15 protein-coding genes are annotated in these 13,364 nt (G+C 30.5%); 10 read left to right on the top strand and 5 right to left on the bottom strand.

Annotated features, from left to right (window positions below; all coding sequences use genetic code 11):
• Positions 1–167 precede the first annotated feature (167 nt).
• A complete protein-coding gene (locus WHD54_RS11820) occupies positions 168–569 on the top strand; it encodes an acyl-CoA thioesterase (protein WP_088324873.1) in 402 nt (133 codons plus the stop codon).
• Here WHD54_RS11820 and WHD54_RS11815 read toward each other — a convergent pair whose 3' ends face one another.
• From WHD54_RS11815 to WHD54_RS11795, 5 genes are read right to left on the bottom strand one after another with little or no spacing between them, the layout of a single operon-like run.
• Positions 570–1,181 (bottom strand): IMPACT family protein, encoded by a 612-nt coding sequence (locus tag WHD54_RS11815; RefSeq protein WP_088324874.1) that lies wholly within the window; start codon positions 1,179–1,181, stop codon positions 570–572. It abuts the gene before it with no gap.
• A gap of 33 nt (positions 1,182–1,214) precedes the next feature.
• On the bottom strand, positions 1,215–2,075 hold the full coding sequence (locus WHD54_RS11810) for a DMT family transporter (RefSeq protein WP_088324875.1): 861 nt from the start codon (positions 2,073–2,075) through the stop codon (positions 1,215–1,217).
• A 2-nt stretch (positions 2,076–2,077) separates the two neighbouring features.
• Positions 2,078–2,686, bottom strand: coding sequence for an HAD family hydrolase (locus WHD54_RS11805; protein ID WP_088324876.1), 609 nt, complete (start codon positions 2,684–2,686; stop codon positions 2,078–2,080).
• The gene (gene ribD, locus WHD54_RS11800) at positions 2,679–3,749 is read right to left on the bottom strand and encodes a bifunctional diaminohydroxyphosphoribosylaminopyrimidine deaminase/5-amino-6-(5-phosphoribosylamino)uracil reductase RibD (RefSeq protein WP_317043161.1); all 1,071 of its coding nucleotides are present in this window, start codon (positions 3,747–3,749) and stop codon (positions 2,679–2,681) included. Before ribD ends, WHD54_RS11805 begins: the two co-directional genes overlap by 8 nt.
• Positions 3,749–4,207, bottom strand: coding sequence for an LEA type 2 family protein (locus tag WHD54_RS11795; protein ID WP_088324878.1), 459 nt, complete (start codon positions 4,205–4,207; stop codon positions 3,749–3,751). The genes ribD and WHD54_RS11795 overlap by 1 nt, the downstream gene beginning before the upstream one ends.
• Before the next feature lie 52 nt (positions 4,208–4,259).
• Here WHD54_RS11795 and WHD54_RS11790 point away from each other — a divergent pair, with 52 nt between their 5' ends.
• The 9 genes from WHD54_RS11790 (at position 4,260) to WHD54_RS11750 (ending at position 13,288) form a co-directional block, all read left to right on the top strand.
• Positions 4,260–4,754 carry a GNAT family N-acetyltransferase gene (locus WHD54_RS11790; protein WP_088324879.1) on the top strand — a complete coding sequence of 165 codons (495 nt, stop codon included), beginning with the start codon at positions 4,260–4,262 and terminating at the stop codon, positions 4,752–4,754.
• Between the two features lie 20 nt (positions 4,755–4,774).
• Complete coding sequence (prmC, locus tag WHD54_RS11785) at positions 4,775–5,638, top strand: peptide chain release factor N(5)-glutamine methyltransferase (RefSeq protein ID WP_088324880.1); 864 nt, start codon at positions 4,775–4,777, stop codon at positions 5,636–5,638.
• A 56-nt stretch (positions 5,639–5,694) separates the two neighbouring features.
• The gene (locus WHD54_RS11780; protein ID WP_088324881.1) at positions 5,695–7,251 is read left to right on the top strand and encodes an NAD(P)/FAD-dependent oxidoreductase; all 1,557 of its coding nucleotides are present in this window, start codon (positions 5,695–5,697) and stop codon (positions 7,249–7,251) included.
• Between the two features lie 59 nt (positions 7,252–7,310).
• A complete protein-coding gene (locus tag WHD54_RS11775) occupies positions 7,311–7,748 on the top strand; it encodes an ATP-dependent zinc protease (RefSeq protein ID WP_088324882.1) in 438 nt (145 codons plus the stop codon).
• Positions 7,748–8,623 (top strand): 30S ribosomal protein S6--L-glutamate ligase, encoded by an 876-nt coding sequence (gene rimK / locus WHD54_RS11770; RefSeq protein WP_088324883.1) that lies wholly within the window; start codon positions 7,748–7,750, stop codon positions 8,621–8,623. The genes WHD54_RS11775 and rimK overlap by 1 nt, the downstream gene beginning before the upstream one ends.
• On the top strand, positions 8,613–9,563 hold the full coding sequence (locus tag WHD54_RS11765; RefSeq protein WP_088324884.1) for a succinylglutamate desuccinylase/aspartoacylase family protein: 951 nt from the start codon (positions 8,613–8,615) through the stop codon (positions 9,561–9,563). Before rimK ends, WHD54_RS11765 begins: the two co-directional genes overlap by 11 nt.
• Positions 9,564–9,633: 70 nt before the next feature.
• The gene (locus tag WHD54_RS11760; protein ID WP_088324885.1) at positions 9,634–11,079 is read left to right on the top strand and encodes a hypothetical protein; all 1,446 of its coding nucleotides are present in this window, start codon (positions 9,634–9,636) and stop codon (positions 11,077–11,079) included.
• A 26-nt stretch (positions 11,080–11,105) separates the two neighbouring features.
• Positions 11,106–11,783 (top strand): tRNA (guanosine(37)-N1)-methyltransferase TrmD, encoded by a 678-nt coding sequence (gene trmD / locus WHD54_RS11755; RefSeq protein ID WP_088324886.1) that lies wholly within the window; start codon positions 11,106–11,108, stop codon positions 11,781–11,783.
• A 35-nt stretch (positions 11,784–11,818) separates the two neighbouring features.
• Positions 11,819–13,288 carry a glycosyltransferase family 39 protein gene (locus WHD54_RS11750; protein WP_088324887.1) on the top strand — a complete coding sequence of 490 codons (1,470 nt, stop codon included), beginning with the start codon at positions 11,819–11,821 and terminating at the stop codon, positions 13,286–13,288.
• Positions 13,289–13,364 lie beyond the last annotated feature (76 nt).

Raw genomic sequence — 13,364 nt, 5'->3', positions numbered from 1 at the left:
TTTTGTTATTGGTACTAATAGGTTAATAAAATAATCTAAAAAATAATGTTCTAGACATTTATGTTAGGATGCACAAAAATGTGAATAAAATTCAGTAAAAAAAAATCAATTTGCTATTGATTATTAATTATTTTTTGCGTAAAATACCCAACTTACAAATTTTATAAATGCAACAAAAATATTCTTTTACAAAAACAAGAATTCGTTATTCTGAAACCGACCAAATGGGCGTTGTTTATCATGGTAATTACGCCCAATACTTTGAAATGGGCAGAACAGAGTGGTTACGCTCGCTGGGGGTTGCATACAAATATATGGAAATAAATGGAATAATCTTACCTGTTATTTCATTAGATATAAAATATTTAAAATCTGCTTATTATGATGAAGTTTTAACTATAAAAACTAGCCTAAAAAAAAGACCTTTGGTTAAAATTTCTTTCGACTATGAAATTACAAATGAGCACAACGAATTAATATGTACTGGCAATACCGAATTGGCTTTTTTAGATGCCAAAACTAAAAAACCAGTAAAATGCCCGGATGCTCTTTTAAAGCTATTAAAATAACTATTTTTTTACTAATTTTACTTCTAGCTGATAGATAGCTTCTAAAATTTTAAAAATAGCAGCTGCTTTATTTTTTCGTACTTCAATAATATACTTGCAATCCATTTCTAATTGCTGAGATATTATCGAAATATTGTTCTCTTTGATAACTCTTTGAACAACATTCATCAAATCGTAATTAAACGATAATTCAAAATTTATATTAATCGTTCTCTCTAAAATTTCTGATGCTTCTAAAGCTAATTTAGCAGAGTTTTTATAAGCACTTATGAGTCCGCCAACACCTAATTTTGTTCCACCAAAATAGCGCACAGAAACCACCAAAACATTGGTAACTCCAAAAGACTGTATTTGTCCATAAATTGGCAAACCTGCAGATTTATTGGGTTCTCCATCGTCGTTTACCCTATATTTAGTTTGTTCTACTCCTAATTGATAAGCGTAACAAAAGTGCCTTGCTGTATGATGTTTTTTTTGCAACAACTCTAAAAGTTCTTTTACATCATCTTCTGCTTTAATCGGAAATGCATACCCGAAAAACTTACTTCCTTTTTCTTTAAAAAGGGTTTCTTCTGAGGGTTTTTCTATGGTTTTATATGCGTCTTCTTTCATTAAAAAAATATAAAAATTAAAACTTTTAATAAATCAAGCAATACTTACCAAAAGAATACCAATAATTGCAAGAAATACACCTATTTTATTTTGTAGACTAAAGGTTTCTTTAAACATAAATATCCCCACTAATGTGGATACAATAACAATAGCAACATTATTTATGGTAAATAATGTAGAGCTTTCGAAATTTTTATTTTGCAACGCTTTTATTAAAAAAATGATAGAATAATAGTTAGGAACCCCTAAAACAACACCAGCCAAAATATTTTTCCAGCCAAAAGCTTCTTTTTTTTTGAGGTACTTAAAGGTTAAAATTGTAAATCCAAAAACGGCCGCAATACCAAATAAACTTCCAGAAAAAATAGAAATGTCTCTATCATCTACATGTGTTACTTGAATGTACTTCAAAAGTGTATCTATTGCACCCGAACCCAAGAAAAGTAAAATCGGAAAAAATAATGTTCCGTTACTCTCTCTTTTTTCTTTCTTTACAGAAGATAGGTAAACTGCTAGTAGAGCAATTAAAATTCCAATAATTTTTAAAAATGTTACGGATTCATTGTAAAGTAAAATTCCAAAAAAAACAGGCACTACTACAGACATTTTTCCTGCGATTGAGGTAACAGATACTCCGTTTTTTTGAGCTGTTATTGCCATTACAAAAAAAACAGAAATAAATAATAGTCCCAAAACCAATGCACCCGAAAACCAAGGTTGTAAATAAATTTCTGAAATAGGTATTTTTCTTTCCGCGAGTAAAAAACCCATAGAAAAGGCAACGATATAATTTACAAAAATTGCTTTTAAAACGTCAATTTTATAAATACCAAAATATTTAAAAATAACAAATAAACCCGTTGAAAAGAGAATGCTTAACAGTAGAAAAATCAAAATTATAAATAGTTTTTGTTAAATAACTCAGTAACATCCTCTAAACCTGGTATAAGATGCCATGTTTTTAAGCCTACCTTTTTTGCACTATCTGTGTTTTCTTTTAAATCATCTATAAACAAAGTTTCAGAAGCCAATAAGTTATTTTCTTGTAACACAAACTCATATATTTCTTTGTCTGGCTTTCGAAAATGAATTTGGTGAGACAAGTAAAATTGTTCAAAGCAATTTTTAAACTCATTATACAAATTCATACCCCAATTTTCTTGAATCCAAGAAATATGCAAATCATTGGTATTACTCAATAAAAAAAGCCTGTATTTATTTGTCTTTTGAAGTTCTTTTAAAAAAGAAAGACGTTTTGGAGGAAAATCTAGTAATATACAATTCCATGCAGCTACTAAATCTTCTTTAGAAATATTAGGAAATTTTAGTTGGTAAAAATTAATAAAATCACTCGTTGAAATTTGTCCTTTTTCATAGGCATGATACACCTTTATCATATCTTCGGTTATGGCAGAAACTCCTAATTTTGCCATTGCCTTATAGGTACCTTCTTTATCTAAATTTATAAAGATATCTCCGAAATCGAAGATGATATTTTTAATCATTTTTGTATATTTTTAAAACATCATCATTAATGTTTTGTGAACTAAATAAACCATTCAAAATAGGCTGTTTAACACCTTCTGTTAAAACTAAATTACTTCTAAAAACATGTGCTTCATCCCAAATATTTGCATGTATAAATGTTTGCAATGTTTGCGAGCCTCCTTCGATAATTATAGACTGTATTGCATGCTTTTGTAAAATATTACAAACTTCAACTGCAACATTCTGAGTAAAATCTATAGTTTCGAAACAAATATTACTAATTCTTTTAGATAAGAGTTTAGCAACTTTCAATTCGTTTTCTTTGCTGTTTTTTATGATGAAAATTGTTTTTACAGAACCATTATAAACCAAACTATTATGTGGTATTTTTAAATGTTGATCTAAAATAATACGCACAGGATTTTCTCCAAACCAACTTCTTACATCCAATGAAGGATTGTCATCTAAAACAGTATTTGTGCCAACTAAAATGGCATGCTCTTTACTTCTTAATTTATGAACAATTTGCCTAGAATATTCATTAGAAATAAATATAGATTTTCGTTCATTTTTCTGTAACGGAGCAATAAACCCATCTTTTGAAACTGCCCATTTTAAAATTACAAAAGGTCTTTTTTTATTTTGGACAGTAAAAAAGCGCTTATGGTGTTCTTTACATTCAGTCTCCATTACACCAAGAATAACATCAATACCAGCAGCTTTTAAACGTGCTACTCCTTTACCAGCAACCAGCGCGTTGGTATCTAAACAACCAATAACTACTTTTTTAAATTGATGTTTTACCAATAAATCTGCACAAGGTGGTGTGTTGCCATAATGTGCACAAGGCTCTAATGTTACATAAATTGTTGCCTGTTTTAAAATCGATTTATTCTTTACTGATTCTATAGCATTTACCTCTGCATGATTGCCGCCAAATGGCGAAGTAAAACCTTCGGCAATAATTAAGTTTTCATGAACAATAACAGCGCCTACAGAAGGATTCGGACGAGTTTTTCCGATTCCGTTTTTAGCTAACTGCAAACATCGCTGCATAAAAAAATCTTGTTCTTTCATCATTAAAAATGTACTTCTTTTTTTTCTGAAACTTCAAACATTTTAGAAAAACCTAAAACCTTATATTTTAAATTCCCTTTAAACTCCATAGAAATTGATTTTTTTAATACCGCATTTAATAAACCTCCTAAAACTCCTCCATTTGTATTACTTGTGATTTTTCTTGTTGGTATAACTACTTTTAAAGGAATTGAAAATTCATTTTTGGCAGGAATTTTAAATGTATCAGAAAATACCTGAGCCACTTCTACTCCATTTACAAATACCCTTAAATTATCTGTAGTAATTTCTCCTCCAACAACATTCGGATTTTCAAAGAAAGCAGCAGCCCGAAAATGAATAGAATCTGAATTAAATGACACCAATTGCACTTCATCTACCTTTAAAAAAATAGGTTGCTTTGAAACAGAGCACCCTAAAAAAAATAATAAAATTGGTAAAAAATAGACGTTTTTTTTCATGAGAAAACAGTAAAAAATTAGCTAACTTGCTCCTGCAAAAATAAGGGAATTAATGACAAGTGAAAATTTTATAATCAGAGAAATAAAACCTTCCGACAACAAAGCGCTTTCTGAAGTAATAAGAAGTGTTATTTTAGAAATGGGAGCTCCTAAAATTGGCACTGCCTATGAAGACCAAGCAACAGACAAAATGTTTGAGACTTACCAAGGCAAAAATAAATGTTATTTTGTATTGGAACATCAAAATAAAGTTGTTGGTGGTGCAGGTATTGCTCAATTAGACGGAGAGGACAAAAATATTTGCGAACTTCAAAAAATGTACTTCTTACCCATTGCAAGAGGGCGCGGATTGGGAACAGAACTAATAAACAAATGTTTGCAAGAAGCTAAAAAATTTGGTTTTAAAAGCTGCTACTTAGAAACATTACCTTTTATGACAGATGCTGTAAAGCTCTACAAAAAAAATGGCTTTTTAAATTTAGACAATCCCATGGGAAACACAGGTCATTATTCCTGTAATGTATGGATGATTAAAAAATTACAGTAAGTGTACCATCTCTACAGCCTATGAAATTAAGCGATTTTAAAATATTTTTTTTTAGCAGTTTAGCAGCCAAATATCCTTCTACAGAAATTGAAAGCTTTTTCACTATACTTTTAGAAGATATTCTTTCTATGAAAAGAATTGACGCCGTATTAAATAGCGATTTCTTCGTTGATAAAGAAAATTTAAACACTCTAAACATCATTACAGACAGGCTTTTAAATGAAGAACCGATACAATATATTTTAGGTAAAACAGAGTTTTATGGATACCCATTTATAGTGAATAAAAATACCCTAATACCCAGACCTGAAACAGAAGAATTGGTTTCTTGGGTTGCTGAAATATCACAAAAAATAACGGCATCAAATAATAAAAAAGTTAGTATTTTAGACGTAGGCACTGGTTCAGGTTGCATTTCTATATCATTGGCAAAAAACACTAAAAATAGCATTATTTATGCAGTAGATGTGTCTAAAAAAGCATTAGACATTGCTAAAAAAAATGCCATTATAAATAATGTTACAGTTCATTTTGAAGAATTAGACATTCTAAAAACAGAAGAATTGACACAAAAATTTAATATAATAGTCTCTAACCCACCATATGTAAGAGAGCAAGAAAAAAAAGAGATTCAAAATAATGTGTTAGAAAATGAACCACACTTAGCACTTTTTGTTGCTGATGACAAACCACTTATTTTTTATGAAAAAATAGCCGATTTAGCATTAAAATATTTAGAAAAATCTGGATTCCTATTCTTTGAAATAAATCAATATTTAGGTAAAGAAACTAAAGAAATGCTCAAAAAAAAAGGGTTTCGAAACATTGAACTACGCAAGGATTTTGCAGGCAATAAACGAATGATTAAAGCTAGCTTACACTAAAATTAATCCTTTTTATTTAAAGTTTAAATACTGTTTAATTTAATTACTTTTGCAAAATGGTGCAAGAAATTCAGCTTCGCGTAAATCTGGTAGAAGAACGCAAAGAAAACATATTGCTTTACAAAGCTTCTAAGGCTCTTAAAATTGACAAAAGTGACATAACTGCGGTTAAAGTTCTTAGAAAATCTATTGATGCCCGAAAAAAAGACATCATCTTAAATTATAAAGTAGCCGTTTATATAAACGAAAAAGTTCCAGAAAAATCTGATTATTCTTTTGATTATAAAGAGGTAACAAATGCGAAAGAGGTTCATATTATTGGGTTCGGACCAGCAGGAATGTATGCTGCGCTAAGATGTATAGAACTTGGTTTTAAGCCCATTGTTTTAGAACGTGGTAAAAATGTACAAGAAAGAAGAAGAGACCTAAAAGCAATTAATCAAGACCATATAGTTCATGAGAATTCTAACTATTGCTTTGGAGAAGGCGGTGCCGGCACCTATTCTGACGGTAAACTTTATACACGTTCATTAAAAAGAGGAGATGTTCGAAGAATTTTCGAGAATTTAGTATTTCATGGAGCCACCGAACAAATTTTAGTAGATGCTCATCCACATATTGGAACTAATAAGCTTCCTAAAATAATTGCAAATATTCGAGAAAATATTTTAAAGTTCGGTGGAGAAATTCACTTTAATACAAAAGTAGTAGACTTTAGTATCAAAGATAATAAACTAAAAGCAATACAATTAGAAAACGGAACAGAAATGACTGTGAATGCAGTTATTTTGGCAACCGGACATTCTGCAAGAGATATATATGAGCTTTTACATAAAAAAAACATTGCCCTAAAAGCAAAATCTTTTGCAATGGGAGTTCGTGTAGAACATCCGCAAGAAATAATAGACCAAATTCAATATCATTGCTCAACAAAGCGCGATGAACTTTTACCTGCTGCTGCATACAGTCTAGTACAACAGGTAAACAACAGAGGTGTGTATTCTTTTTGCATGTGTCCTGGCGGTTTTATTGTACCTGCAGCAACTGCAAATGGAGAGGTTGTGGTAAATGGAATGTCTCCTTCTCGAAGAAATAATAAATTTGCAAATTCTGGAATTGTTGTAGAATTAGATATTAATAGAGACTTTAAAAAGTACGAAAAATTTGGAGCGCTAAAAGGGTTGGCTTTTCAAAAAGACTTAGAAAAAATTGCTTTTCATGCTGGCGGCAGAACTCAAACCGCACCAGCACAAAAGCTTGTCGATTTTGTTGATGGCAAATTATCTTCATCTTTAAATGAAACATCCTATCAACCTGGATTGAAATCTGCCCCATTACACTCTTTACTTCCAAAAATAATTGGCAGTAGATTGCGAAAAGGATTTGTAGGATTTGGCAATAAAATGCATGGTTATTTAACAAATGAAGCAAATATTGTTGGGGTTGAATCTCGCACATCATCACCAGTAAATATTCCAAGAAAAGAAAACCTAGAACATACAGAAATTGAAGGACTTTTTCCTTGTGGCGAAGGCGGTGGATATGCAGGTGGTATAGTTTCTGCAGCCATGGATGGAGAAAGGTGTGCAGAAGCTGCTGTTTTAAAATTGTAACTAAAATTTTATTGTAAGTCAAATAGTATCCCTAATTTTACTCCTGATAAATTTTACAAATGAAAATTACAATTGGTAGAGAAGATAAGGCAGATTTTCCTGAATTCTTACTAGAAAATATTGATGTTAAGATAGATTCTGGTGCTTACACATCTTCAATTCATTGTACAAATATTGAAGAAATTGAAGTAAACAATAAGAAACAACTAAAATTTACATTGTTAGACCCAGCACACACTCTTTATAATAATAAAGAATTTATCACGAATGATTATACCTTTAAAATAGTAAAAAGTTCGAACGGCATTTCTGAAAGACGCTTTAGAATTCTAACAGAAATTATCATGTTTAACAAAAAAAATGACATTTATTTAACATTAACAGAACGAAAAAACATGAAATTTCCTATTTTATTAGGTAGAAAATTTCTGAACAAAAAATTTGTGATAGACACCACTAAAAAAAATCTATCCTACCATTTAAAACACCAAGAATAATGAGAATTGTAATTTTATCTAGAAACCCAAAACTATACTCAACAAGAAGACTTGTAGAAGCTGCTCAAAAAAGAAAGCACGAAGTGCTGGTTGTAGATCATTTAAAATGCAACATAGAAATTGAGAAAAGAGCTCCTAAAATTTTTTATAAAGGTGAGTATTTAGAAAATATAGATGCCATTATTCCTAGAATTGGTGCTTCAGTTACTTTCTACGGAACTGCAGTTATTAGGCAGTTTGAAATGATGAAAGTTTTTACTTCAGTTACCTCACAAGCTTTGGTAAAGTCGAGAGATAAATTAAGCAGCCTACAAATTTTAGCTAGAGCTGGTGTTGGCTTACCAAAAACAGTGTTTACCAATTACACCAAAGAAGTGGAACATGTTGTAGCCTCTGTTGGTGGAGCTCCTTTAATTTTAAAATTATTGGAAGGAACTCAGGGTTTAGGTGTTGTTTTAGCAGAAACTAAAAATGCAGCAACCTCTGTGCTAGAAGCCTTTAATGGACTGGGCGCAAGAGTAATTGCTCAAGAGTTTATTAAAGAAGCTGGTGGTGCAGATATTAGGGCTTTTGTGGTAGATGGTAAAGTAGTTGGCGCTATGAAAAGACAAGGTAAAGATGGCGAGTTTCGTTCGAACTTGCATAGAGGTGGTAATGCCACTGTTATAGAGTTAACAGACGAAGAAGAAAAAACAGCATTAAAAGCTACAAAAGCATTGGGTTTAGGGGTTGCAGGTGTAGATATGCTTCAATCATCTAAAGGACCACTAGTTTTAGAAGTAAACTCATCTCCGGGGCTAGAAGGAATAGAAATTGCTACAGGAAAAAATATTGCCAAAGAAATTATCCGTTATTTAGAAATTCATGTCGAGTAAACCTTTTGTACTTCTTGGAAAAGAAATTCCTGAAGGAAAACGCACTGTTATCGATTTAAAAGTTGCAAAACTACATACTAGAACCACCGTAAATGTTCCGGTTATAATAGAGCGATCTAACAAACCCGGACCCGTAGTACTGTTGTTAGCGGGCATACATGGCGATGAAACTAATGGTGTAGGAATAGTTCGAGAAATTATTGATATTGGTCTTAATAAACCAAAAAAAGGAACTATCATTTGTATACCTGTATTTAATATTTTTGGGTATTTAGTACAAACTAGAGAATTTCCAGATGGTAGAGATTTAAACCGAGTATTTCCAGGCACGCTATCTGGCTCTTTAGCAAGTCAGTTTGCATATCAATTTTCAGAAAAAATTGCTCCTTTTGTAGATTGTATTATCGACTTTCATACTGGTGGTGGAGAAAGGGACAACATTGCTCAAATTCGATGTGACAAAAATGATTTAAAAGCGCTTGAATTGGCAAAAGTATTTAACCCACCAATGATTGTCTACTCAAAAAATATAGCAAAGTCATTAAGAGATACACTCACAAAATTAGGCAAAACTGTACTTCTTTTTGAAGGAGGAAAATCTAAAGAACTAAATCCGACAATTATAAATGAAGGAGTAATGGGAACTAGAAATGTTCTTATCCACCTTGGCATGATAGAAGGAGAAAGTATTGTTAGAGAAACCCCAATTCTTGTTAAAAAATCGAAATGGTTACGTGCTTCCCACTCCGGAATGCTAAAAATTAGAGTTTCTAACGGAAGTTATGTAAAGAAAAAAGAAATTTTAGGGGTTGTGCAGGATCCTTTTGGAGAGTTTAAAAAAAATATTTATGCTCCATTTAATTGTCATGTTTTTTGCATCAATAAAACACCAATTGTTAACAAAGGAGATGCGTTGTTTCATTTAAGTACAGAAGAATAAATTACAATCATTACTTCTAACGATAAATGAAAGCTTTTCATTTTTTTTGTACATTGGTAAAAAATCAATTATGAAACTTTCTCTTAGATTAGTACTAACTTTTTCAATTATTTTCACTTCCCTTTTCGGCTTTTCTCAAGTAGAAAACTTCAACTATGAGCAGTTTTCGAATCCCAACAGAAAAAACGATTTAGCAAAACACTTTTCTAAAACAGTAAAGAAGAAATATTTACGCTCTATTCGATTCCCTAAAAAAAGTAATCTAATAACATTACATTTTACTCTTGATGCAGATAAAAAACCCACAGAAATTGAAATATCTGGTTACCAAACTATAGAAACAAGTGAGGCTATCTTAAATTCCTTTAGAGAATATCCTTTAAAAAAACTCGGCATTAAAAATCTAGATAGAAAAAAAAGATACTCTCTTCAAATTATTTCTAAAAAAGGAACCAAGAACATTTTTAATGTTAGTTCAAAAATTATTGAAGAAACTCCCAGTGTAATGACCAATTGTAATGATTTAAATTATTATGATGACATAAAGGACTGTGTAAATATTGCCATAGAAAAACACCTATATAATACACTTAATTTTACAATGTTAAGTGAAATTGAAACCACTCTTTTTATTAAAATAGTTATAGATAAAGACGGGAAATTATATCAAAAAGACTCTAAAGTTCCTTCTTTTTTTAATGCAGAAATAGATAGAGCTCTTTCTATATTTCCCAAAATAAAAGAGGTGGCTACTGTAAATAATTTACCCAAAAAAGTGTTATATAATGTTAGAATTAAAGTAAAAAAAGGACTACAACCCACGTATTCAGATAAATATAGGAACTTAGAACAAATTGGAGTTCCTTCAACTGAAAATGAGCTTTCTTCATACTTAAGAAACAAAATATCAGAAAAATGGATAGAAAAAGCTGATTTAAACAGAATTGAGAGCAAGCTATTTGTGTATTTTCAATTAAACAACTTAAAGGAACCAATACTCTTATCTTCAAATGCTAGAAATAAAGAATTAGAAAAAAAGATATTTAACGCTTTAGAAGAATATCCAATAAAAAAGTTACATTTTATAGATCCAAGAAAGTTTAATCAATATTTCTTACAAATTTTATCTTTTGAAAACGGAAAAACAATTGTAAAAACAAGTACTAAACTTACCTCTGAAAGAGTACCTATTTTTCCTGGATGTGAAAAATCATCTGATATTGATGCGGTAAGAAACTGCTTAAGCAAAAATATTCAAATGCATTTTATAAGAAAGTTTAATAGCGATTTACCTAAACTTTTAGGCTACCCAAAGGGAAGAAAAAGAATTTGGGTTTCTTTTAAAATAAATACTCAAGGCACTATTGATGATGTAGAAGTAAAAAACGTACACATGGCTATTATTTATGAAATAAAAAGAATTTTACTTACTTTACCAAAACTTGAACCTGCAAAACAATTAGGTAAAAATGTGAATAGTTCCTTCAATTTTCCATTTACATTAATTGTTGAATAAAAAAAACAAAACAGTAACTTTGCAAAATGCGCATAGACATTATTTCAGTAGTTCCCGATTTATTAGAGAGTCCGTTTAACCACTCTATTGTAAAAAGAGCCAAAGAAAAAGGATTGGCAGAAATAGTAATTCACGATTTAAGAAAATACGGTTTAGGTAATTATAAACAAATAGACGACACCCAATTTGGCGGCGGAGCAGGAATGGTAATGATGATTGAACCAATTGCAAATTGTATTAAAAAACTACAATCCGAAAGAGTGTATGACGAAATAATTTACATGACTCCCGATGCAAAGACCCTGAATCAAACAACCGCAAATACATTATCTTTAAAAGAAAATATACTAATTTTAACAGGACATTACAAAGGTGTAGACCAAAGAATTAGAGAATTATTTATCACAAAAGAAATTTCTATTGGAGATTATGTACTAACAGGAGGAGAACTCGCTGCAGCGGTTTTAGTAGATGCTATTGTTCGCTTAATTCCAGGTGTAATTGGAGATGAACAATCTGCACTTACAGACTCTTTTCAAGACAACCTATTATCGCCACCAGTATATACAAGACCTGCAGACTATGAAGGCAATAAAGTACCTGAAATATTACTTTCTGGTAATTTTCCTAAAATTGATGACTGGAGAAGCGATCAGGCATATAAAAGAACAAAGGAAATTAGGCCCGATTTACTAGAAGATTAATTTGAAAATCATAAACTTTACCTCTTTTAAATACCATGATTCAGTTTATTAAAAATAACAGTGCAATTTCTTGGGTAATGGGCTTTCAATTATTTCGATTGCTTTTACTTCCCTTTATGGGATTAATGCCACAAGACGCTTATTATTATTTATACGGTCAAAATTTATCTTTATCTTATTTTGATCATCCCGGAATGATAGGTTACATTTTAAGGGCTTTTACAGAAGTTTTTGGTAGCACCGTATTTGTAGTAAAATTTGCAGATTTCGTTATAACATCACTTACTATTTTAAGCTTTTATAAATTATCTGGTTACTTTTTATCAAAAAAAAGGCAAGAAATTGCCATCATATTACTGGTCTCTACCCTATTTATTTCGATACTTTCTTTTAACTCGACACCAGATGTTCCACTATTACTTTTCTGGACTTTAAGCATAATTGCGCTTTACAAAGCTATTTTTGAAGAAAAAAAATGGTTTTTTATAGTAGCAGGAATTGCCATGGGACTCGCTTTTAATAGTAAATATACAGCACTTTTATTGCAAATAGGCTTGATAGGCTTTATATTAATTTCTAATAGATATAGAAAACTAATTATCTCGCCATGGTTATGGCTAGGCATTATAACATCGGTAATAATAACTTTTCCTGTATGGTATTGGAATTATCAAAACGAGTTTGCCTCTTTTGCATTTCAATCTTCTGAAAGAACAAATAGCATTTCGAAGTTTGAAATTTCGCCCACCAATTTCTTAGGAGCTATTGGCCATCAATTATTCCTATTATTACCTGTATTATTTATAACTTTTATACTTTTTACATTTAAATACATAAAAAGAGTTTTTACAAGATTTAAATTTCCAAGTTCTAAAACTCTATTTCTTTTAGCTTTTTTTATACCAACATTTATTGGTTTTTTAAGTATTACACCAATTTATTGGGTTAAATTAAATTGGCTAATGCCCTCATATATAAGCGGAATAGTGTTAGCTGCAATGTTTTTTTCGAAAAAAATGATAAAAACACAATTGGTGTTTTCGATAGTTTTTCACCTACTATTCGCGGTACAAATTTTATTTTATTTTATACCAATAAAAAGTGATGATACTTGGGTAGGCTGGAAAGAATTGGCTACAAAAACAGAAGAACTTCAAAAAAAACACAGTAATACCTTTATATTTTCTAATGATAATTACAAAACAAGTGCGTGTTTAAACTTTTTTATGAAAGACAAAGTTTATGCTCAAAATATTATTGGATTACCTGCATTACATTTCGATTATTTAGGAGATAACTTAACTACATTAAAAGGTAAAAATGCTATCTTTTTAGATTCAGACAAACGTTTTAAAAATTCTAATAAGTTAAATAAAGAACGAGAAAAGCTAAAACTCTATTTCTCTAAAGTTATAGAAATAGAACCTATAATTATAGATATTAATGGAAAACCTTCACGAAAATTTTGGGTTTATCACTGTGAAAACTACCAACCGAAAAATTAGACACATTTTTATTTTATCAACAAAAAAAAAGTACTATTTTTGCAACCGCTAAATTAACCTCTGACGAAAAAATCGT

This window comes from Polaribacter tangerinus (assembly GCF_038024095.1).
Taxonomy (GTDB): domain Bacteria; phylum Bacteroidota; class Bacteroidia; order Flavobacteriales; family Flavobacteriaceae; genus Polaribacter; species Polaribacter tangerinus.
Note: the sequence above shows the minus strand (reverse complement) of the source record. Positions and strands in the feature narration are given on the sequence as shown.